The 22,922-nt window shown below is 62.4% G+C and carries 16 protein-coding genes and 1 pseudogene; 10 read left to right on the forward strand and 7 right to left on the reverse strand.

Annotated features, from left to right (window positions below):
- Positions 1-831 precede the first annotated feature (831 nt).
- From RB623_RS21215 to RB623_RS21230, 4 genes and pseudogenes are all read right to left on the reverse strand, one after another.
- Positions 832-1,518, reverse strand: coding sequence for a VIT family protein (locus RB623_RS21215; RefSeq protein ID WP_308058968.1), 687 nt, complete (start codon positions 1,516-1,518; stop codon positions 832-834).
- Positions 1,519-1,523: 5 nt separating this feature from the next.
- Complete coding sequence (gene cax / locus RB623_RS21220) at positions 1,524-2,609, reverse strand: calcium/proton exchanger (protein ID WP_308058969.1); 1,086 nt, start codon at positions 2,607-2,609, stop codon at positions 1,524-1,526.
- Positions 2,610-3,377: 768 nt separating this feature from the next.
- Positions 3,378-3,696: pseudogene (locus tag RB623_RS21225) on the reverse strand (transposase); the annotation flags it as partial.
- A gap of 367 nt (positions 3,697-4,063) precedes the next feature.
- Entirely contained in the window at positions 4,064-4,534 is a 471-nt protein-coding gene (locus RB623_RS21230) for a histidine kinase (protein ID WP_308058970.1), read from the reverse strand.
- A 782-nt stretch (positions 4,535-5,316) separates the two neighbouring features.
- On the opposite strand from RB623_RS21230, the gene RB623_RS21235 reads away from it, so the two are divergent.
- The 5 genes from RB623_RS21235 to RB623_RS21255 all read left to right on the forward strand — a co-directional run bounded on the left by RB623_RS21235 (position 5,317) and on the right by RB623_RS21255 (position 12,360).
- Positions 5,317-8,481: an AAA family ATPase gene (locus RB623_RS21235; protein WP_308058971.1), complete on the forward strand. Its 3,165-nt coding sequence runs from the start codon at positions 5,317-5,319 to the stop codon at positions 8,479-8,481.
- A complete protein-coding gene (locus tag RB623_RS21240) occupies positions 8,481-9,629 on the forward strand; it encodes a YcaO-like family protein (RefSeq protein WP_308058972.1) in 1,149 nt (382 codons plus the stop codon). Before RB623_RS21235 ends, RB623_RS21240 begins: the two co-directional genes overlap by 1 nt.
- 61 nt (positions 9,630-9,690) lie before the next feature.
- Positions 9,691-10,359 (forward strand): TfuA-like protein, encoded by a 669-nt coding sequence (locus tag RB623_RS21245; protein ID WP_308058973.1) that lies wholly within the window; start codon positions 9,691-9,693, stop codon positions 10,357-10,359.
- Positions 10,360-10,426: 67 nt separating this feature from the next.
- Positions 10,427-11,626: a hypothetical protein gene (locus RB623_RS21250; RefSeq protein WP_374121724.1), complete on the forward strand. Its 1,200-nt coding sequence runs from the start codon at positions 10,427-10,429 to the stop codon at positions 11,624-11,626.
- Between the two features lie 26 nt (positions 11,627-11,652).
- Positions 11,653-12,360, forward strand: coding sequence for a hypothetical protein (locus RB623_RS21255; RefSeq protein ID WP_308058976.1), 708 nt, complete (start codon positions 11,653-11,655; stop codon positions 12,358-12,360).
- Between the two features lie 78 nt (positions 12,361-12,438).
- Here RB623_RS21255 and RB623_RS21260 read toward each other — a convergent pair whose 3' ends face one another.
- From RB623_RS21260 to RB623_RS21270, 3 genes are read right to left on the reverse strand one after another with little or no spacing between them, the layout of a single operon-like run.
- Positions 12,439-13,395, reverse strand: coding sequence for a formylglycine-generating enzyme family protein (locus RB623_RS21260; protein WP_308058977.1), 957 nt, complete (start codon positions 13,393-13,395; stop codon positions 12,439-12,441).
- 5 nt (positions 13,396-13,400) lie between these two features.
- Positions 13,401-14,297 (reverse strand): polyphosphate kinase 2 family protein, encoded by an 897-nt coding sequence (locus RB623_RS21265; protein WP_308058978.1) that lies wholly within the window; start codon positions 14,295-14,297, stop codon positions 13,401-13,403.
- Positions 14,298-14,340: 43 nt separating this feature from the next.
- Complete coding sequence (locus RB623_RS21270) at positions 14,341-15,351, reverse strand: HAD family hydrolase (RefSeq protein ID WP_308058979.1); 1,011 nt, start codon at positions 15,349-15,351, stop codon at positions 14,341-14,343.
- A 344-nt stretch (positions 15,352-15,695) separates the two neighbouring features.
- Here RB623_RS21270 and RB623_RS21275 point away from each other — a divergent pair, with 344 nt between their 5' ends.
- From RB623_RS21275 to RB623_RS21295, 5 genes are all read left to right on the forward strand, one after another.
- Positions 15,696-17,291, forward strand: a complete 1,596-nt coding sequence (locus RB623_RS21275) for an arylsulfatase (RefSeq protein WP_308059088.1) — start codon at positions 15,696-15,698, stop codon at positions 17,289-17,291.
- Between the two features lie 79 nt (positions 17,292-17,370).
- Positions 17,371-19,905, forward strand: a complete 2,535-nt coding sequence (locus RB623_RS21280) for a fused MFS/spermidine synthase (RefSeq protein WP_308058980.1) — start codon at positions 17,371-17,373, stop codon at positions 19,903-19,905.
- Positions 19,906-19,994: 89 nt separating this feature from the next.
- Positions 19,995-20,783: a transporter gene (locus tag RB623_RS21285; RefSeq protein WP_308058982.1), complete on the forward strand. Its 789-nt coding sequence runs from the start codon at positions 19,995-19,997 to the stop codon at positions 20,781-20,783.
- 23 nt (positions 20,784-20,806) lie between these two features.
- Complete coding sequence (locus RB623_RS21290; RefSeq protein ID WP_308058983.1) at positions 20,807-21,784, forward strand: MoxR family ATPase; 978 nt, start codon at positions 20,807-20,809, stop codon at positions 21,782-21,784.
- A 132-nt stretch (positions 21,785-21,916) separates the two neighbouring features.
- Positions 21,917-22,921, forward strand: coding sequence for a DUF58 domain-containing protein (locus RB623_RS21295; protein WP_308058984.1), 1,005 nt, complete (start codon positions 21,917-21,919; stop codon positions 22,919-22,921).
- The last annotated feature ends 1 nt before the right edge of the window (position 22,922 follow it).

Below are 22,922 nucleotides of genomic sequence, written 5' to 3' on the forward strand. Positions count from 1 at the left end.
CCGCGAAACTGGAGTCAGAACAAGATTAGCAAGAAATCGTACGTTAGCCAAAAATATTAATAGTATCAGTAGCTTGCTACGTGCACAGAAATTTCGTTTTTAGGCTGCAGAAAGCCACTCAAAGCGCGATTTGGGCACGAACACTGGTTTCGGGAGCCCTTTGCGAGGCAAAACGTACGATTTCGCACTAGTCTTGTTCTGACCCCTAACGGTTACGTCCGCCATAGGGCACGAAGCGCTCGTCCGGCGGCGCACTCTGGCACCCTGACGCAAACAGCGCAGAGGCAAAGACTAGTAAGGCGCAAAACGCGGACAGTCTCATGGTCGGTCTCCGTTTGGGATGGCGACGCGCTACTTTACACCCTCTCGGTCGACTTACAAACATGGGCTCCTATGTCGATGCATCACTTTGAACTCCTTCGGTACCGGCCGCAAGGATGGCCGCCGTGGGTGGTTTGAGGCGGCGTATACTACATTCATGTCACATGATTCCCAATTCGCGTTTGCCGTTGACGATGGCGTGGATCTGTGTGGTCTTGGCACCGCATCGCACGCCGGTGTAACGGCGGCGAGGAGAAGTTCCGGATCGCCATGGAGAGATTGCGGGGCTGGCGCTCGATCGCTTCGGCCAAACTACTTCAGTCATGACTACCGATATCAAGGCTGCGGAGCTTTCGCGTCCAAGAACGCGGCCGGCAGAACTTTCATGATCCGCCAGCCTTGCGGCCGTTCGTCACGGCCAAATCCGCCAACAGGCCACCTCGGCACAGAGGCACCGTCCAAGGACCGAACCTGGACTCAGGCAACCAAGGGGAGTGAGTCGGGGATATTTCATCCACCGAGCGCCATCGCAACGGCCACGAGGGCGATGCCGACCGCAACCATGGAAAAACCAACCTGCCAGGGCCTTCCGACATGACGCCCGAAGGTGAAGCCAGTAAGGAACAACAGGCCTACCGCTATTGCGTTGGAGATGCGCAAGGCAAGAGCCACGTCTGCAAAAAACAGGAAAGGAATAACAACCGGCACCAGAGATAAAAACACGAGCAGGAACACGCCAATCGCGGCATGATAGTCGTCCCGCCCGATCCGCGGCATGAGGCTTTCAAGCGGCAACGTGCCAAGATGAAGCCGTATCCGCTCCAGGTCGGTTTGCGTCAGGGCGGGCAGAATGGCTGATGGAAGATGCTCGGCGATCATCGCGCGGGCGGCTGCGGGGGTGTCGGCCGCACGGATGGCCCGGACGGTGGAGGCCGCAAGCCCGTGTTCGGCCCGCACGCCCATTAGATACATGACTGCATCAATGATGCCCCAAGCCAGATTACAGCCGAGTGCTCCAAGTAGCACGGCCAGCACGTCGACCCTGCCCATTGTCGTGGCTCCGAGCGAAAGGGTAAAGGTCAGGACCATGATTAGGCCGAACAGGATCTCGCCTGCACGGTCCGATGGGTCGAGCACGCGACAAAACTTTCTCGCAGCCATCGACTCGCCCTGGGTAATTGACTGGTCTGTGCCCATTCGCGTCACGCCTTGGGTGGCAGCATGAAAAGGGTCAGCGCAAAAATAGCATAAACCATCAGGATCATGACCCCGACAAACCAGGCCGAACGGCCGCCATTCGTCATCAAGGTCGCGGCAATCGTCGCGATCAGCATCATCGCGATCGCACCTGGCCAGAACTGCAGGCTCATCGGTTCGGGACCGATAAGATAGCTCAGGACAACAAGCAACGGCGCCACGAAAAGCGCAATCTGAGCGGCGCTGCCGAGCGCTATGCCGACACTGAGGTCGAGCCGGTCTTTCGCGGCGGCGGCGAATGCGGTGGTCATTTCGGCCGCGGCGCCGACGAGAGCCACGACGACAAAACCGGCGAAGGCGGGCGACATCCCGAGGGTTTCGGCAGCAACGAGTACGGACGACACGAAGATCTCGCTAACCAGTGCAACGAGTATCGTCACCACCGCAAGAGTGACCAGAGCCAAGGCGATCGGCCACGGGTCCTCGCCGGTCTCGCCACGGCCAATGCTGACAAAGACCTCCTTGTGGGTCTTCAGCGAAAACAGCATCGACAGCCCGTAAGCGACAATCAAAAGCAAGGCGAGCCCGAGACTAAGGGGCTGGGTGACAGCCTCCCTGCCGTCGACATGGGCGGTGATCGAAGGAACGAGCAGAGCTACGGTGGCGAGGAAGAGAAGGCTCGACTGGAGGCGGGCGCTGACGCGGTTGAACGGCTGCACGTGGTGCCTAAGCCCACCGATCAGGAAAGAACCGCCCAGCATGAACAGGGTGTTGGTGACGATGGCACCGGCGATCGAAGCTTTCACCAGGAGGTATTGGCCGGCATGAAGCGCCGTCAACGCGATGACGAGTTCAGTCAGGTTGCCGAGCGTCGCGTTTAGCAGGCCACCGACAGCGTCACCCGTCCGCTCGGCTACAGATTCCGTCGCCCGGCTCAGGAGAGCCGCCAAAGGGACGATTGCAACGACGGAGAGCAGGAAGAGGAGCGTGTGCCGTTCCGGCCAGACATGTTCGCCCACAAGAACGATGGGCACAAATATCAGAAGCCACAATAAAGGGTTGGCGCGAACTTCACCGAATACGCGGTTCATATCAGCTCGCTGTTCCTACAGGTGACCATATGGACCATAATCTTTTCGCGGGGGGCCATAGCAACCCAAATTACTTGATTTTTCAAGATGATGGGAGAGAAGAAAAAGAGAAAGGTGAGCATTCGATACGCGCGCCAAAAGGCACTGCGACACCTGCAATGCAAACATCCCTCTCCCGGAAGGAACAGCCGCCGCAGATAGATTGGGTTCCTAGCGGGAATCGGACGAGCCTGTGATCGGAATTCGGAAGTGCCGGTCTGCGTGGCGCGTTCACGCCTTAAGCGGTTTCTCGGCCTCGAGACTATGGAGGTTGACTCTGAAGGAGACGTGAGCGCCGGCAGGCGAACAAAGTCCCTGAGCAACGATCTCGCAGGCCGCGGGTAAAGACTAAGTGGATTTCGGCTGGTGTCGGGATGGCGTAACCGCCATCGGGCACGGCTTGCACGACCCCTCGTCACCGCTCTTCGAGCGTCGCCCGGGGTCGTTGAATGGAACGGGCTGCGTATCCGCAAGCTGCGGACGGTCGTGGCCAGGTCCGAAGCCGCGCCTGGGGCCGCGCTGACAAGCGCCGTGGGACCGCAATGCTGCCGCCCGGCTGCTATGGCACCCCCGACCACGGAGTTCTAGCAGGCTGCGGAAAAATGCGGTGTCAGGGCGTGTTTCTCCTTCAATGCAAAGCCCTGATGACGTGTCGGCGTTGGATGGCGGGGCGCTTCTGGTGCCATTTTTGGCCCTGTCGCGCCGTTTTGAAGCGGATTGCGGGCATTGTCAGGTCACCGCTAACAGCTTTGGCAGGCGGACCAGATTGTAGGCAGCGACGGTCAGGGTGAAGCACCACCCGACGCGATCCGTGCCCTTGTGGCGGGTTTTGCGCGGGCCACCGGTCGTTTTGGCCCAGCCGAGGACCATCTCGATACGCTTGCGGATGCGCAGGCTGATGGCATAGCCGGGATGGCGCGTGGTTCGACCGTCGATGGCGCTGGTGCACCGCTTACCCCGTCTTGGTCACATGATCATCCTTGGCGATGTGGGGAGTGATCTTGCGAAGGCGCAGTTCTCCAATGAAGGCGCGCACATCGTAGGTCCGGGTCGGCCGCGATCTTTCAGGTTAGCTTCGGCGCCGGCATCGGCGCGGAGCTTCGGCGCCGCCAACGTCACGGCCGAGGGAGCGACCATGAGCCAGAAGAACAACAAAACGGACAACCAGGAGCTTCGCGAGAAAACCTCCGAAGCGGCGGAGGCGCATTCTGCCTCAGAAGCCGAACAAGGAGCCTGAAAAGGATAAGGCCGGCGGCAAATACACCAAGGCGCTCGCCCGCCTGCGAGTCACAGGTTGCCCATCTGCAGCATGGGTCAAGCACGGCGCGCGTGTAATCATCTTCGAGGGGCGCCGCCTCAGGCACCGTAGCGGATCGTGCAATCGAACCCGCGCGAGCGGGCTCACACCCCTTCTGTCACTTCGCCTCGGGGGCCCAGCTCAGGAAGCAGCCGACGTCGCCGGGAATGCCTCCCGGGAAGTTGATGATCATCGCCTTGAGTTTATATCCCTGCGGTTTGCCGAAGGTCTGGTAGCGCTCGAAGAACTCCTTGGCTTTGCCCTGCAATGTCTGCGGCCAGGTCGGATCGTTGCTGTTGATGGCTCGTCCGCTGTCGGTGCAGAGTTCCGACGGGAAGCTGTAGACCATCGCCTCGAGCTTACCCGCCTCGACGGCGTTCATGACCAAGCGGCGCACCGTCGCGATCTCTTCCTGGGTCACGTGATGGCTGAGGAACTCGTCCGTGAATTTGGTGAGTTCCTTCTGCTTGGCGTCCTGTTCCCTTCGATATTGCGATACTTTTTCCATCTCCTTTTCGAGCAGCTTCTGGCGGAGCTGGGCGGCGGAGATAGGAGGTGCGTTCGGGTCGATCGATTTGTCTGCGGCCATGTCGATAGGTCCGGTCAAGGTTTCAGATTTGACAGATTACCATGACAAGAGCGGATTTTTGAGCCGAGCCGCCGAAGCGAGCCGAAGATACGGTAATATACGCAACAGCGCTGATCGCACACCTCCGATGATGCGCCACGGACCAGCGCGAGCTCACGCCAATGGCGTCCATGATCATTGTCCAGCTCAGGAAGTAGTTGGTCAAGGTCTGGCCGGTGACTGCCGAGCACGGATCGCGGCACCGCAGGTGCCCCCTTGGCGCGACAAAAGTGGGTGTTGAGTACCCTCCGAAAGACGCAAATAGGGTTTGACAAAAGGGCTCCAAGCCATTGTTGATTTCACGCGGTTTGACAGACTTTCCAAAAGCAAGCCTCTGTCATCTCAACAAAAATGCCGGACTGAAAATCCGCGTGTCGGTGGTTCGATTCCGCCCCTGGGCACCAGCCAACAGGCTGAAGCTTTGGGCGCGCAGCGGCATCAAGTCATGCGTGACCGCGCAGTGGACTTTCACGGGCAATGTCTGCCTAGCGCCTCATCTCAGCCGTAGCGACCGGCTTTACCGCCTCCTGAAAGCAGACATCGGCGACGACGGCGCTAGAGGCCGCGGTTGCGCGGGGAGTGACTTGGCCGTCGAATGCCTGCGTTTAGGCACAAATTCGGCGCTCAACCCCGCCGACCCACCAGCGAGAGGGCAGCCGTCGCACGTTTCGGCAATCGCCGCCCTGTAGTTTGTCCTCTGCCGTACTTTTGATAGTATGCCCTTCTCCGTCAGCGAGGGCGACATGTCGGATACGAGCCCAGGCGATGTTGCGAAGGCCGGGATCGACCCGCGCCTTCCGGTCGGCAGGGGCCTGGCCGACGACGGCGCTCAGGCTCACCCCGAGCGGCGTATACTGACCGCCCTGTGCTACGATCTCGTAGGCTCCACCGAGTTGCTCGGGCTGCTCGACATCGAGGATTTCGAGGACCTGATCTCCGCGTTCCAACTGGCCGCCAAGGGAGCGATCATGTCCTGCTCGGGGACCGTGAGGGTCGAAACCGGCGACGGTGGCGTCGCGGTATTCCCGGTCGATCTCGGTGCCAAGGATGCAGCGTCGCTAGCGATCCGCGCTGGGCTTGGGATCGTCACGGCATGCCGGCGCCTCGCGGCGGAGAAAGGGAGGAGCGATCTGCATGTAAGGGTCGGCGTCGCGACCTCGATGACGTTGATCCTCAAGGGTGACATCGCCGCAGCGCAGGACACCGTTACCGGCCCTGCATTTGCGCTGGCAACCAGGCTGCAGGCGATCGCCCGGCCAGATACGGTCGTCCTCTGCAACGAGACGCGCAATCTGACGCGCCGCTCACACGTGTTCAGCTTCCGGGGCGCTCACGCGATCAAAGGTTTCGCGCAACCCGAACAGGTCTGGCAGGCGCTGAGCCACAAGCGGGAGGTAGACCGATTCTTCGCGTTCGGACGGCTCACCAGCCCCTTGATCGACCGTACGGACGAGACCGGGCTGATAGATCAGTGTTGGAACGAAGCCGTTTCGGGACGGGGCCAGGTCATCCTGATCGAGGGCGAAGCCGGCTTTGGCAAGTCGCGCATCCTGCATGAGGTGCGCCGGCGAACGCGCTTCCAGCGCAACAAGTTGCTCCTCTTCCAATGTATGCCAGGCTACTCGCGCTCGACGCTGTATCCACTGCGGCAGGCGATGCTGGGCAATTTCGAGGACGGCGAGCATGCTCTGGCTTCGTCGCTTGTAGCCGAGACGCTTGCCGCGCATGACGTTCATGACGACGAAGTCGTGGACATATTTTCTTTTCTGCTCGGTGCGGAAGGCACAAGTTCCGGGTTCCAGGAGATGGATCCGGAAGTGATCCGGGAGAAGGCCGATTGGGCCGTGCGCCGTGTGCTACACGCAACGTGCGCCGGCGGCCCGGTGGTCTTGATTGTTGAAGATATTCATTGGATCGACCTGACGTCGAAGCAACTGCTGGGCGAGCTTGCAAAGCTGGTTCCCAGTTGTCCCGTGCTCTTGATCGCAACTACGAGACCAGGATTTGGCGATTGGCTGGACGGAAGACACAAGCGTGTCACGCTCGCGCCCCTCGAGCATGCCGACACCTTGCAGGCTATCGCCACCATGTGGCCGCAGGGCAAGCGAGCGCCCAAGCCCGAGCTGATCGAGCTGGTCAAGCGAGTTACCGGAGGTGTGCCACTGTTCATCGAGGAGGTTTGCCAATGGGTGGCGGAGTATGCCGTCAGCACGGAGCAACTGCCACAACGCGCGTCGCTCGGCCGGCCGTCGGTGCTGGAAACTGTGCTGGATGCCCGGCTGGAGCCTCTCGGCCGTGCCCGCGAGGTAGCGCGAGCGGCCGCCGTCGCGGGCAACAGGTTCAGCCTGGATTTGCTGTCGGCGCTCTTGCCGGAGTTTGACCATGACGCAATTGCCGCGGCGCTCGATGCCTTGGTCGAAGCAGGCTTCGTCCGCGCCAGGCACGCGGGCGTTTCGCTGTACGCGTTCCGGCATGCGCTTATCCAGGAGACGATCTACAATGGAACGCTGCGGAAGCGGCGGCGGACTCTGCATCAGCGTCTCTATGCGGCGGCTGACGGCAACCGCAGCCTCGCCGGCTGGCTGACGACGGCAGCGCTTGCCGATCATGCCGAGCGAGGAGGCCTGCTGGAGGAAGCGATCGGTGAGTTCGTCAATGCAGGCATGGAAAGCTCGTCCCGTTCGGCCATGACCGAGGCGAGGCAGTTGCTCGAGCACGCGATTGCGCTTTGCGAGCAGGTTTCTGATCATGATAGACAGGACACGCTCAGGCTCTCGGCGATGGTGGTGCTCGGGCCGATACTGACGGCCGTCGAAGGGCCGAATTCCGAGCACGCCCGCAAGCTCTATGACGACGGCGTAAAGATCGCACGGCGGCGGCCGATCGCGGAGCGCGCGGAGTGGTTCCCGATCTATTGGGGTTGGTGGTTCACCGGCTCTATCGTCGATGGTGAGCGGGCGCAGGCCGTCGTCAGCGATCTGAGGGAGGTCAACGACCCCGAGATCCAGCTGCAGGCCAAGCACTGTTTGTGGGCCGTCGATTTCAATCGCGGAGACCATAGCGGATGCATAGCCGCGGTTGATGCCGGCTTGCCGCTCTACGACGCGGGCCAGGGTCAGGCGAATGCCACCCGTTTCGGTGGGCATGACGCGCGCGTGTGCGGTCTAGCGCACCGCGCACTGTCGTTGTGGTTCTCGGGACGCGCAACGAGCGCCCTCGGTTCCATGTCCGATGCCCGGCGCTGGGCGCTGCGGACCGGCCATGTCAGCAGCATTACGCATGCATGCATCAATGACGCCATGCTCAGTTGCTATCGCCGCGATTTCGCATCGCTGCGTGACGTGATTGCCGATCTGCGACAGCTGACCGCGCGTCATCACCTGCCTTCGCTCGCCGTCTCGGCACAAATCTTCGAGGGATGGTGCGATGGAAACGTAGGCGAACTTGCGCGGGGCAAGGAAAAGATGCGTGAGGGCCTCGGCCTGCATGGACAGGTGCAGACGCCCGAGGACGAGCCCGTCTATTGCGGCATGCTGGCAGAACTTCTCGCGCGCTCGGGCGAGATCGGCCAGGCGCTAGCGCTGCTTCATTCTGCGGTGGCGCAGGCCGAGGCGGGCGGCAGCCGCTACTGGCTGGCGGAACTGCACCGGCGAATCGCGCAACTTCTCGCCCTTGACAGCGCGGAAGGCAGCCGGGCGGCGGCGGCCTTCGAGAAGAGCCTCATCACTGCAGCCGAGCAAAATGCCGTGCCCATCCTGATCGCAGCCTATGAGACGCTCAGCGCATCGAATCTCTCGCCCGAACTAGTTCAGCGTTACAATGACCGTGTCGAAACGGCTAGGAAGTCGGTTGAGCCTGGCGAGCCGCTGATCGTAAACCCCGAACCGGAACTGCGGGCCAGCCGATAGTGGAACAGTACGAGCGCGTTGGTCCTCCGGCAGACGAGGCGCTGACCTATCTGATGTCGATGCGACAAGCGTTGGGCATCACACGTATTGCGGACATTACCGGCCTGGACCGCGTCGGCATCCCGGTCGTGCAGGCAACGAGGCCGTTCTCGTTTTCAAACGCGGTTGCGCAGGGAAAAGGAGCCAGCCTGGCTCGCGCCGCGATATCGGCCATCTTGGAATGCGCTGAGAGTTTTTTTGCCGAGCGCATCGAACATCTTGATGCCGCTCACGCTTCGGCCAAGTCACTCGAGATACCTTCCGGGATATTTGAAACCTGGCTTCGAGAGCCCGCGCCTGCTGATTGGCGCAGCAGTGAAACGGCCTGGGTCCAGGCGGAGAACCTTCTGGGCGGAAGCCGCGATTTTGTTCCGCTGGAATTGGTGCACACGGCCTATCTTGTGCCGCCCAGCCCCTGTGACGGAATTTTCACGCAAACGACAACCGGACTGGCTGCCGCGCTTGATGAAACAGACGCCATAACGCACGGCATATTGGAATGCATCGAACGGGATGCGATCGCACGTGCTCTCAGGACGCATGGTTTTCTGCAACACCAGCGAATTGATCCAGCGACCATCGATGACCCAAGGGTCCTAGCCCTATTGGCTGAAATCGCACGAAAGGACATGGTCGTCGGCCTTTGGCTCGTGCCGTCGCCGGTCGGGCTGCCTGTGATCTGGTGTCATCTGATGGAGAACAATCCTCGCGAGACGGCATTGCTCCATCTGCCAGCCGATGGCTCGGCCGCCGCATACGATCCGGCGGCGGCTGTCGTCCAGGCGATCCATGAGGCGGCGCAGGCGCGGCTCGCGGCGATCTCGGGCGCGCGGGATGACATGACCCGGGCATCTTATCCGAAATACCCGGACTGGCAGCTTATCGCGGCGCACCGGCAGTTGATCACCGGCGGCCGCAAGGATGTGAGTTTCGCCCGCCTGCCTGCCTATCGAGCGGCGGGCGGCCAGACCTTGCTGTGCAGACTCCTCGCCAGGCTGGAGGAAACCGGAATCAGCGCCGTGTACCTGGTCCGCCTCGATACGAGCCCTTGGAACCGCCTCTCCGCGGTCAGGATGGTAATCCCCCAACTATATCCGCTGGTGGAGTGACCGAATGCGGCCCTGGCTTGTTTTCACCGGCCCCACGCTATCGCATCCAGAGGCACAGACAATGGCCGACGTGATCTGCCTGGCGCCTGCGGTGCAAGGCTCGATCATAGCTGCGGTACAGCGCTATGACCCGGCTGCCATTGTCATCATAGACGGCGCTTTCCAATCCGAGCCGGCAGTGAGACACAAGGAGATCCTGTGGGCGATCAGTCAGTCCATCCCGGTAATTGGTGCTGCCAGCATGGGTGCTCTACGAGCCGCCGAGCTCTACCCGTACATGCATGGCGTTGGCCTGATCTATCGATGGTACCGCCGCTTTGCTTTCCTGCCGGATGATGCAGTGGCAGTGCTGCATGGCCCGAGGGAGGTGAATTTTTCACCGCTGACGCATGCTTTGGTCGACTTGAGAATGACTATCCGCTCCGCTTTGAGGCGGAACCTGATCTCCGCCGACCTGTCAGGAAAACTTGAGAATGCGGCCCGGAACCTCAATTTTCGCGAACGTACCCTGTCGAGGATGGTCCGCGAGGCATTGCCGGCGGCCAGTGATCACGGCACCGAAGCCTGCAGGCAAATCCTTGCTGAAGCTTTCGTTCAGCAAAAGAAGCGCGATGCACTTTCAGCGTTAAAATTCGCACGTGACCGGATAGTGATCCCAAGGAAATTGGAGAACTTCAGAATGACGGTCACTTTCGCCCAAGATCTTGAGGATGCCGGCTTAACAATCTAAATTTAGAGGCAACGGTGATACTTGGCGCAATTTACGAAGTGAAAGCTTCATGCTAATCTTCTAAACTATGCGAGGGGATGAGCATCTGGACGCGCTCGATGGCGCCGGTCCGACAAAGATGTCGGCGGGAACCCGTTTCCGTATCTACCCGCAAGCGCCTTATCTTTCCGGATACGAAAAACCCGAGACGGTCTGGGTTTCAACATCGCCCGGAGGGGTCCTTCCTGGCCCGGAGGATCATCGTATGTATGTGCGTGATCCCGTGATGGACAAGCAGCCGTACGAGTATCCCTACCTGCCGCCCTTCGTCGGCGCGACCTTCCCGCCAGCCGAGCCCGGTCCAGACGGTCATTTCGACGAGCTTGCTCCGCAGTCCCGTCAGTTCCTGGCCGCACACGCGTTTGCGTCTGCGAGCCGGGTGCTCGACATCTGGGAAAGTTATCTCGGCCAGCCGATTGTCTGGTACTTCGCCGACACATACGAGCGGCTCGAGATCATCCCATGGGTCGATTGGGAGAACGCGCAATCCGGGTATGGCTATCTGGAGCTTGGCCGCGAGCAGGGACGTGACGAGGTCGGCCATCCCTATGCGCTGAACTTCGATGTGATCGCGCATGAAATGGGTCACGCCATGCTGTTTTCCCTCTTCGGGGTGCCTGCGGGAAGCCTGGAGGGCAGCGACTTCGGCCCGTTCCACGAAGCCAACGCTGATCTGATTTCGCTGCTGTCGTTTCTGCATTTCGACAGCGGGATGGATCGATTGCTTAGGCACAGCCAGGCCAACCTGCTTGTCCTCAACGAGCTCAACCGCATTGCCGAGCTGACCGGCGACCGCCAGATCCGCCTCGCCAGCAATGCGCGCAAGATGTCGGAAGCGACCGAAGAGATCCATGACCGGTCGCGCCCATTCACGGGCGCGGTGTTTGACACCCTGGTCGATCTCTACCACGCCGGCCTGGTGAAACAGGGCCTGGCCGACAACCGCCTGCTTGGCGTCGATATCAGGAAGGTCGGTCAGGCCGAGATGCGGCACATCTCAAACTTCACGGGCGATGCATTCCGGGCCCGTCCGTTCCTGTTCAAGAGCGAGCTGATCAGGGCACGCGACGATGTCGCCCTTGCGCTCGCAGGAGCATGGCCGCACCTTGATGCCGACAACCTCACATTCGCGGACGCGGCTGCGGCCATCGTCGAGGCGGCCGACCGGCTCGGGCCGGCTGTGCCGGCAAGTTTTGAAGAAAATTTCAGGTGGCGGGAAATCTTGTGAAGGACGAACCATAGAGGAGCGCGGAAATGAGCGATCATTGTCACAAACCGACATTGACTTTCGAAAACGGCGCGTACAACGCGACCCAGGTGAGACTTTACGGCATAAAGCAAAATAGTTATGTCGTAAGCCCCGCGAACAAAAAGAATACAACTCATAAAGACAGTAATACAGTTACAACTGTATCCATTGCTGGTAAGTATAAAGACAATAACAATACCTCCTCTGAAGTAAAGAAACTTCGAGACGCTGGAAAATCTGAGGAAGATATATATAGGGATGTATTGAATGGAGAAATAAAAGGCGACGAATCGTTTCTTTCGGCATATTCATCTTGGATAGTATTTGATTTGAAAAGTGTTGACCGTCGAGTTGATATTCTGGCAACCAGTAGTGACAAGAAAAATCCTGTATCTTGCGGAGTTATTGTTGGTTATTCATATGAAGGTCACTGTTACGATCTTCCAAAGCCAAAGATCATGCTGATACCCGCCATTCCTCAGAGGATTCCTTTGGGTGACTGTGCCTATCACGACAAGTACGATCCTACGGCTCCGGAAAAATACATGCTCTGGATAGTCGACAAGCTCGACGAGTGCGTCGAGTTCGAGATGAACCAGGGGTTTGTCGAGCAGATCGTTCTCGAAGCCAATCTGCCCGGCAAGCGCTCGCCCACGATGTACGCCTCCAGAATGATGATGGGGCATCGCGGCGGGAGGCTAAGCGAGTCATAGACGTAAATCTGAAAAAGGCCTGCCGCAGGTTGTTGTCGACCGGCCCAGTCGATGAGAGGATTGGGGGCGGCAGGCTGCCTATTTTCGTATGACACATCTGAAGCCGAGATGGCTCATCGAGGTATCTTCCGGCTGATTGTGCCGCGCTGACGGGCGGTAGCGTCGACAATAGTTCGGCGCGCAAAGATGCGAGCCGCCCTTGACTACGCGCCGGGCGATGCGGATTGCCGGCTGACGTGGATCGAAGCTGCCTACTTCGGTGCCGCCGCGTGGGTTCTTCGGCGTGCAGCATGGGCTGCCGGCCGGCTCGGGATGCCGCGACGACCAAAAATCGTCCGTCCATTCCCAGACATTGCCGATCATGTCGGCGAGGCCGTAGCCGTTGAGTGGAAAGCTGCCTACCGGCGACGTGCGCTCGAATCCGTCGGCTGCAAGATTCTGGTGCGGGAACATCCCCTGCCAAATGTTCGCCATGTGGCGACCACTGGGCGTCAGTTCGTCCCCCCACGCGAATTCCGCGCCGTCCAGCCCGCCGCGCGCGGCAAACTCCCATTCGGCTTCCGTCGGCAGCTCCTTTCCGGCCCAGGCGGCATAGGCTCTAGCATCGGCATAAGCGACGTGGACGACGGGATGGTCGAGCCTTGTGCCGATGCTCGACTTGCGCCCGTAGGGCCGCCGCCAGGTGGCGCCGAAGGTGAAGGTCCACCACCGCGTCATGTCGTCGGTCGGCACCGCATGGTCCGGCGGATCGAACACCAGCGACCCGGCCCGCAGCATGCGCTTCTCGGCGCCCGGATAGTTTTTCGCGTCCGGCGCCTTTTCGGCAACCGTCACATGGCCGGTCGCGTTCACGAACTCCAGGAACTGCCGGTTGGTGACGGGCGCCACGTCCATCCAGAAGGCGTCGACCGTCACCGGATGCGCCGGCGCCTCTTCCGGATAGTGGCGGTCCGAGCCCATGACGAAGGTGCCGCCGGGGATGTGGAGCATGTTGTCCGGGGCCGCCATGGCGGCTGCTATCGAGGCTGTCTGCATCGCGGTCACGTCTTCGACGATTTCTTCCCGGCGGTCAGGGTCTCGCGCGCGTCCTGCATCGCGCGGATCGCCGCCGCATCCATTTCGGGGAATTTCGGATCGATGGCCTCCAGCTTCTCGACGATTGCCGTCGCAATCACCAGGCGCGAGAACCATTTGCTGTCGGCGGGCACGACATGCCAGGGGGTGGTCTCGGTGGCCGTGTGGCGGATCATGTCCTCATAGGCGTTCATGTAGTCGTCCCAGTGCTCGCGCTCGGCGACGTCGCCCGCATTGAACTTCCAATGTTTGTCAGGGTCCTCGATGCGGTCGAGGAAGCGCTTCTTCTGCTCCTCCTTCGAGACGTGCAGGAAGAACTTCAGGACCACGGTGCCGCTTCTGGCGAGATGGTTTTCGAAGGTGCGGATGTCCTCGAACCGCTCCTGCCATATCTCGTCATGGACGAGGCCGGGCGGCAGCATCTGCGCGGCCAGCAGGTTCTTGTGAACCCGCACGACCAGCACTTCCTCGTAGTAGGAGCGGTTGAAGATGCCGATGCGTCCGCGCTCGGGCAGCGCACGCGTGGTGCGCCACAGGAAATCGTGCCGCAATTCGGCCGGGCTCGGAGCCTTGAAGGAGCGGACGTCGCATCCCTGCGGGTTGATCCCCGACATGACGTGCTCGATGGCGCTGTCTTTCCCGGCGGCGTCCATCGCCTGCAGGACGATCAGCAGGGACCACTTGCCCTCGGCATAAAGCCGCTCCTGCAGCTTGCGCAGGCGCTTGATGCCGGCGGCCAGCATTTCCTTGGCATCGTCCTTGTCGATGTCGAGGCCGAGCGTGTCGCCGGGATCGATCGAGGACAGCCGGAAATCTTTTCCGTCCTCGATCCTGAACCGCTTGACCGCGTCGAAAGGTTTCATGCCATCCTTCCTTCAAAATGTCGGCGTGCCTCGTACCGGCGTGTCACTGTGCTGGAGGATAGACGACCTTCCAGTCGGATTTCATGTCGACGATCGTCCAGCCCTTGGTCGTGCCCTCGTCGAGCGCCTTGTCGAGCTTGCCGATATGCGAGCTCCGGTCATAGGCCCATTCGCGCTCGGCGTCCGTGTGATGCACGATGCCCATGAAGCGCGCGCCGTCGCCGGCCGCCGTCCATTCCAGCATCTGCTGGTCGCCGTCGGAATTGCCGAAGGCGAAGATCGGGCGGCGGCCGATGAAGCGGTTGATGCCGACCGGCTTGCCGGGGCCGTCGTCGACGAACTCCACCTTCGGTTCCTTGACCAGTTTCGGCTTGCCGTCGGCGTCCATCTCGAACTTGACCACGCCCGACGAGCCGACCACCTGCTCCGGCGGGATGCCGTAGGCGCGCTCGGCGAAGGCGCGCATGAATTCGACGCCGCCGCCCGAGACGATGAAGGTCTTGAAGCCGTTGGCGCGCAGATAGTCGAGCAGCTCGATCTGCGGCTGGTAGACGAGCTGGTCGTAGGGCCGGTCGAAGCGCGGATGGCGGGCCGTCGCCAGCCAGCCGGCGACGGTCTTCGAAAATTCGTCGGTGGTCATGCCTGCATGGGTGACCTCCAGGATCTCGACAACGCCCTTGTCGCCCGCCGCCACGAGGCCCTTGACGTCGCCGGCCAGGGCCGACTTGAACGGCTCCGTGTCCTTCCACTCGGGATGGTCCGGCGCGAGCGCCTTGATGCGGTCGAGCGCGAACTGGAACTGGAAATAGAGCGGCTGCTCGGACCACAGCGTCCCGTCATTGTCGAAGGTGGCGATGCGCGCTTCCGGCGCGACGAAGTCCGCGCCGCCCTCGGTCGTCACCCTGACGACGAAATCGGTGATCGACGTCTTGACCGCGCCGTCGTTCCACGAGGGCAGGGGATCGGTTTGTGCGAATGCGGCTGCCGCGCCGGCCAGAAGCAGGCCGACGAACAGGACGACAGCGGACAACTGCCTGATCGACCTTGAATGCATAAAACTTCTCCATCTTGCCGCCGGTCCAGACCCGATCCTATCGGCGCGCTGGCGACGCACCAAGAGATTCTTTGATCATGCCCTGCGGTCCTTGGCGGCTTTGGCGCAACCGGACTGCGATGATTGCGCCAGAAAAAGCCAATCACGGCAAGTTGTTGACTCCCATCGCCTGCACCCAGGACGAAAGTGTACGCGCACGGAATCTGCCTTGCCTTATCGCAATCACCGCAGCATTGTGCCTTCGTCGCAGTCGCCATTCTCGTCCGCGCCTGCGGACACTATCGCAGGGCGTGATTGTGTCCGTCCTGAGTCACAGCCGTATCACGGGAGACTAGATCATGAGTATGCGAGGACTACTGGGGGCAATGATGCTCACGGCCACGACCGCCCTGAGCGCAGGGCCGCCGGCCCACGCCCAGGAGCAGGCAGCGGCCAAACCGAACATCCTCGTCATCTTCGGCGACGATATCGGCCAGTCGAATATCAGCGCCTACACGCACGGCCTGATGGGCTACAAGACGCCGAACATCGACCGAATCGCCAATGAAGGCATGATGTTCACGGATTATTATGCCGAGAACAGTTGCACGGCGGGGCGTTCGTCCTTCATCACCGGCCAGTCGCCGCTTCGGACGGGATTGTCCAAGGTTGGCGTTCCCGGTGCGACCGTCGGACTTCAGGACCGAGACATCACCATCGCCCAGGCGTTGAAGGGGGTTGGCTACAACACGGCACAGTTCGGCAAGAACCACCTCGGCGATCGCGACGAATACCTGCCGACCGCGCACGGCTTCGATGAGTTCTTCGGCAATCTCTACCACCTCAACGCCGAGGAGGAGCCCGAGCGCCCCTATTGGCCAAAGGATCCCAACGATCCCTACGTCAAGAATTTTTCGCCGCGCGGCGTTCTCAAGGCGACGGCGGACGGCAAGATCGAGGATTCCGGCCCGCTGAACGTCAAGCGCATGGAAACCATCGACGACGAGACCACCGGCGCGGCGATCGACTACATCAAGAAACACGCCAAGGGCGACAAACCCTTCTTCGTCTGGATGAACACCACCCGCATGCACGTGTACACGCACGTACGGGAGTCGATGAAGGGGGCCAGCGGAATGCCGGGCAACGAATATGCCGACGGCATGATCGAGCACGACAACGACGTCGGAAAGCTTCTGAAAACGCTCGACGACGAGGGCATCGCCGAGAACACGATCGTCGTCTACACAACCGACAACGGCCCGAACATGTGGTCCTGGCCGGACTCGGCGATGACGCCATTCCGCAGCGAGAAGGATTCCAACTGGGAAGGCGCGTTCCGCGTGCCGGCCATGATCCGCTGGCCAGGAAAGGTCAAGCCGGACACGATCAGCACCGAGATGTTTTCCGGGCTCGACTGGTTCCCGACGCTGCTGGCGGCCGCAGGCGACACCGACATCAAGGATCGGTTGCTGAAGGGCACGAAGGTCGGCGACAAGGACTTCAAGGTCCATCTCGACGGCTACAACCAGTTGCCCTACCTCACCGGCCAACAGCCGAAGGGCGCGCGCAACGACTTCTACTACTTCAACGACGACGGCAAGATCGTTGCGGTGCGTTGGGACAATTGGAAGTTGGTCTTCTGCGAACAGCGGGCGCCTGGCAATCTCCTGATATGGGCGGAGCCCTTCACCTGCCTGCGCCTGCCGAAACTCTACAATCTGCGCATGGACCCCTACGAGCGGGCTGACATCACGTCCGACCAGTACTACGACTGGCTGGGCAAGAATGGCTATCTCACAGCCATCGGCACGATGAAGGCCTCCGCGTTCCTCGAGACCTTCGTCGAGTATCCGCCGAGCCAGCGCCCGGCGAGCTTCTCGATTGACCAGGTGGAGGAAGCCGTCCACAAGCAGATCGACAAGCATTTCGAAGAGATGGATCAGCAGAAGAAGCAGTGACGGCGATCACGTGCTTTCAAAACCCGCGAGCCGGCGCAGCGATGCGCCGGACGCATGTTGTTCTTTCATGGCATTCGAAATGAAAGCGATGACGCGCCGGCTGGAGATGCGCGTTCCGGCAACAGACGTGACCTCGGCAGCGGGCTTGAAGCTCGCCTGGCCCGCTCTGCTGCTGTTCGGCTCGGGCCTGTCGGCGCTGGTCTTCCAGATCGTCTGGATAAAGCAGCTTTCCACCGTCGTCGGCGTCGACATCCACGCCGTGACGGCCGGCGTCAGTGCGTTTTTCGCCGGGCTGGCGATAGGCGGCCTCGTCTTCGGGCGCAGCGCCGATCGTGCTGCCCGCCCGTTTCGCCTCTATGCATTTCTTGAAGCGGGCGTCGCGGTGCTCGGCGTCGCCGCGACGCTGCTGCTTGCGCGCTCCGCGCCGGCTTTCGCCACCCTGGAGCGTGATGCAAACTGGCTCGCCTGGGCGATGGTGATCGCGCTGGTCGCGGTCCCGGCCTTCCTGATGGGCGGCACGCTGCCGGCCATGGTCCGCGCCCAGGCGGCAACCTCCGCCGATATCGGCCTCAAGGGCGGCCGCCTCTACGCGGCCAACACCACGGGCGCCATCGTCGGCGCGCTGCTGGCATCCTTCCTTCTCATTCCGTGGCTCGGGTTGACCGGGACCGCCGTTCTCGCCGCCGCGGTGAGCCTCGTAGCGGCACTGGGCGCCCTGGCGCTGGAGCGGACCGTTTCCGCTGCCGATCGGGCGCCAGCAACGGCCCGTGCGGCCGCCTTGGGAGCGGACGCACGGCTCGCCCTGCTGCTCTATTGCGTGGCCGGCGGGGTGGCGCTCGGCTACGAGGTCGTCTGGTCGCAGGCGCTGGTGCCGTTCATGAGCACCCGCGCCTTCGCCTATTCGGTGATGCTCGCCACCTATCTGACCGGCCTTGCCCTTGGCGCGGCGATCTATGCCCGCTGGGCCGACCGCGTCACCCGCCCCTGGAGCGTCTTCGGCCTGCTGATCGCATCGGCCGGGCTGGTCGCGCTGCTGGAATTCGCTGTGCTCGGTCGCTGGGTGGTGTGGGTGCAGTCCTTCGCCGAATACTGGACGCTGACCTGGACGCACAGCGATCTCGCCGGCATGTGCGCGCGCTTCGCGGTGGCCGCGCTCTTCGTCGTGCTGCCGCCCACCCTGCTGCTGGGCGCCGCCTTTCCGGCCGCCCTCAAGCTCATCGTTCCCGACGGACGGATCGGCCAGGGCGTCGGCCTGGTAGTGGCCTGGAACACCGTCGGCGGCATCGCCGGCTCGATCCTGACGGGCTTCGTGCTCGTGCCGTCCTTCGGGCTGGTGCGCACGCTCGGCATCCTCGCCGTCGTGTCCGCGGCGATCGGGCTCGTCTGTATTTTCCGCGAACGGCAACGCGCGCGCTTCGCACTCCCGCTGACGGCGGCCGTCGCGACCGGCTCGCTGGCCGCGGCGCTGCTCGTTCCCTCCGACCGGCTGGCCTCCCTGCTCCCCGGCGCCCGCGGCGGAAACATCGTGTCCTACGAGGAAGGACTGGGCGCCACCGTTGCCGTGGTCGAGCAAGGCCAGGAGGGACGCCGCTTCCGCCGCCTCTACATCCAGGGCGTCTCCAATACCGGCGATTCGCTACCGTCGAAGCGCTACATGCGGCTCCAGGCCCTGCTTCCGCTGATCATCCATTCCGGTGAGCCGCGCTCGGCCCTCGTCATCGGGCTGGGCACCGGCATCACGGCGGGCGCGCTCCTGAACTACGACGGGCTGGACAGGCGCGTCGTCGCGGAACTCCTACCGGGCGTCGTCAAGACCTCCGGCTTTTTCTCCGGCAATTTCGGCGCTGGGAGCGACCCCCGCCTCGACATCAGGCTGACCGACGGCCGCCGGGAACTCTTGCGAAGCGAGGAACGCTACGACCTCGTCACCCTGGAGCCGCCGCCACCTTCCGCCGCCGGCGTCGCCAACCTCTATTCGACTGACTTCTACAGGCTGGCGGCCGACCGGCTGGAACCTGGCGGAATGGTGGCGCAATGGCTGCCCCTGCCGACGCAGAACGGCGACGACAGCCGCTCGCTGGTGCGCAGCTTCCTCGACGTCTTCCCCTACGCGACGCTGTGGTCGACCGAGTTCCACGAGATGATGCTGGTCGGCTCGATGCAGCCGATCGAACTGGACCTGGCCGAGATCGCCCGCCGCTACGGGCAGCCGAACGTCAAGTCGGCGCTCGCGGAAGCGGGCATCGGTTCGCCCACGGCGCTCATGGCGACCTGGGTCACCGACCGCGCGGGTCTGGAGGGCTTCGTCGGCGACGCGCCCGCCGTCACCGACGACAGGCCCAGCATCGAATATGCGGCCTGGGTTCGGCGCGACGCCTTCGCGCCGGTGCTCGAGGACTTGCTGCAACTGACGACCGCGCCGCCGCTTGCGGGCGCCGACGACGCGTTCCTGGCCGCCATGAGGGACGAGCGCGACCTCCTGCACACTTTTTACCGGGCCGGGCTTGCCGCCTATGCACGGGACGGGACGGCGTGGCAGCAGGCGATGAACGAGGTCGCGCGCAGGGGTGGGGACAATCCATATTACGGATGGTTCTTGTCGGGTGCGCAATGATACATGCCGCCCAATCCACGATGGAGAATATCTGTCGAAGGGCGACTGCTCTCCGACCGCCCGTCCGTCCGCATCACGGGAGGAAAAGCATGACTAGAGTGACCTTCGCCCTAGCTGCATTGCTGTTGTCCGCGCCTGTCGCCCGGGCGGATGACGCCGACGAGATCGCGCAGAAGCTTTCAAACCCCGTAGCGGCGATGATCAGCCTGCCGTTCCAGTTCAACGCCGACTTCGGCGCCGGCCCGGACGGCAAGGGCGAAAGCTACAATCTCAAGATCGAACCGGTCATCCCCTTCCGGCTGACCGACGATTGGAACCTGATCTCGCGCACCATCATTCCGGTTGCCGGCAATGTCGGATTGCCCGGCGACGACGTCTGGGGCCTTGGCGACATCTCGCAAAGCTTGTTCTTCACTCCCGCCGGATCGAAGCCGGGCGACCTGATCATGGGCGTCGGTCCAATCTTCCTGCTGCCGACGGCGACCGACGACCAGCTCGGCTCCGGCAAATGGGGCACCGGGCCGACCGCCCTCGTCCTCAGGCAGACGGCCCCCTGGACCGTCGGCATGCTGGCCAGTCACGCCTGGTCGTTCGCCGGTGACAGCGACCGCGCGGAAGTCAACTTGACATCCCTTCAACCCTTTTTGGCTTATGCGCTGGGAGGCGGGCAGACGCTTTCGTTCAATACCGAGACGACCTACGACTGGACGGCCGGAGAGTGGACGGTGCCGATCAACGCCATGTATTCGAAGGTGTTTCACATCGGCGCCCAGGCGATGAGCTGGCAGATCGGCGCCCGCTACTATGCCGAGAAACCTGAGGGCGGTCCCGATTGGGGTGTTCGCGCCGGCATCACCTTCATCATTCCGGAAAAGTGACGTATTCAGCCGCGGGAGCATTCGTGAGCGCACATGACGACATCCTTGCCCTTGGCAAGCGCATCGGCCAGTCGATCATCGGCCAGGAGGCGATGGTCGAGCGGCTGCTGCTCGGCCTGCTCGCCGATGGCCATCTCCTGGTCGAGGGCCTGCCGGGCTTGGCCAAGACGCGCGCTATCAAGAGCCTGGCAAAAAACCTCGACGCCGAGCTGTCGCGCATCCAATTCACGCCGGATCTGCTGCCCTCGGACATCACCGGGTCGGAAGTCTATTTCAGCGAAGGCGGCAAGGGCGAGTTCAAGTTCCAGGAAGGACCGGTCTTCGCCAACCTGATCCTCGCCGACGAGATCAACCGCGCGCCGGCGAAGGTCCAGTCGGCGCTGCTGGAAGCGATGGAGGAACGGCAGGTCACGGTCGGCGGCAAAAGCCATCCGCTGCCCGATCTCTTCCTCGTCATGGCGACGCAGAACCCGATCGAGCAGGAAGGCACCTATCCGCTGCCCGAGGCGCAGCTCGACCGCTTCCTGATGCATGTGCAGGTCGGCTATCCCGACCAGAAGTCGGAGGCGGCGATCGTGCGCCTCAACCGCGCCGAGGAGAACGAGGCCAAGTCGGGCGGGGCCAAGAAGCCGGTGGAGAAGCTGGCGCAGAAGGCGGTGTTCGACGCTCGCGCCGAGATCGGCAAGGTCACGGTCTCGGAAGCGGTCGAGACCTATATGGTGGCGCTGGTCTTCGCCACGCGCTATCCGGCAAAACTCGACGCCGACCTGGCGAAGTGGCTGCAGGTCGGCGCCAGCCCGCGCGGCGCCATCGGTCTCGACAGGGTGTCCCGCTCCTATGCCTGGCTGAGGGGCCGCGACTACGTCACGCCGGACGACGTCAAGGCGATCGTCCACGACGTGTTCCGCCACCGGCTGATCCTGTCCTACGAGGCGCATGCGGGCGGGATCACCGCCGACCAGGCGATCGACCGCGTGGTGGAGCGCGTCGCCGTGGCCTAGAGCACGATCCCGAACCGAAGGTCAGCGCAGCAAAAAGTTGCAGACTTTTCGGACAAGATCGTGCGGCAAAACAAAAAAGTTAGAGCAGGTGAAGACGCTGTTCCGCTTCATCCTGCTCTAACGGAGGCAGACATGGTCCAGTCCCTTTCCGCGCTGGCACGATCCAAGGGCATCGCCCGCAGCCGAAGCGAGGGTGAAGCCGGCGCCAAGGGCGTCTATGCCACCGTCGAGGAGCTGGTCGCGCTGGAGGCGGCGGCGCGCGACTTCACGTTCCTGCGCAAGGCGCCGGTGCGCCGGCTGCTCGCCGGGCGCCACGAATCGCGCATGCGCGGGCGCGGCCTCTCCTTCGAGGAACTGCGCGAATATCTGCCGGGCGACGACATCCGCACCATCGACTGGCGGGTGACGGCGCGCACCGGAAAGCCGTTCGTGCGCGTCTATGACGAGGAAAAGGACCGGCCGGCGCTGATCCTGGTCGACCAGCGCATCAACATGTTCTTCGGCAGCCGGCGCGCGCTGAAGTCGGTCGCCGCCGCCGAGGCCGCCGCGCTCTGCGCCTGGCGGGTGATGAACCTCGGCGACCGCGTTGGCGGCTTCGTCTTCAACGATACGGATATCGACGAGCTGCGGCCGCATCGCAGCCGCGATGCGGTGATAGCACTCGCCTCGGCGATCGTTCGCCGCAATTGTGAGCTTACCGCCGCGTCCACCGTTCCGCGCACGCCCGCCCAGCTCGACCGCGTGCTTTCGACGGCCAGCGGTGTCGCCCGCCACGACCATCTGGTCATCGTGATCAGCGATTTCGACGGGCATGGCCCGGCGACGCGCGACATGCTGCTCGCCCTCTCCGCCCACAACGACGTCATCTCCATTCTCATCTACGATCCGTTCCTGCTGGAACTGCCGCAGTCCGGCGAGATCGTGGCGAGCGGCGGCGCCTTGCAAGCGGAACTGCCCTTTGCAAAGGGCGGTGTTCGCGCTGGCATAACGGCTTTCGCGCGCGATCGTGGAAAAGAGCTGCGGTCCTGGCAGCAGGAACTCGGCCTGCCGATGCTACCGGTCTCGGCCGCCGAGGAGGTCGCGCCGCAGCTCCGAAAACTGCTCGGCCAGCTCGCCTCGCGCGGCAGGAGGCGCTAGC

It is taken from the genome of Mesorhizobium sp. LHD-90 (assembly GCF_030929505.1).
Classification (GTDB): domain Bacteria; phylum Pseudomonadota; class Alphaproteobacteria; order Rhizobiales; family Rhizobiaceae; genus Kumtagia.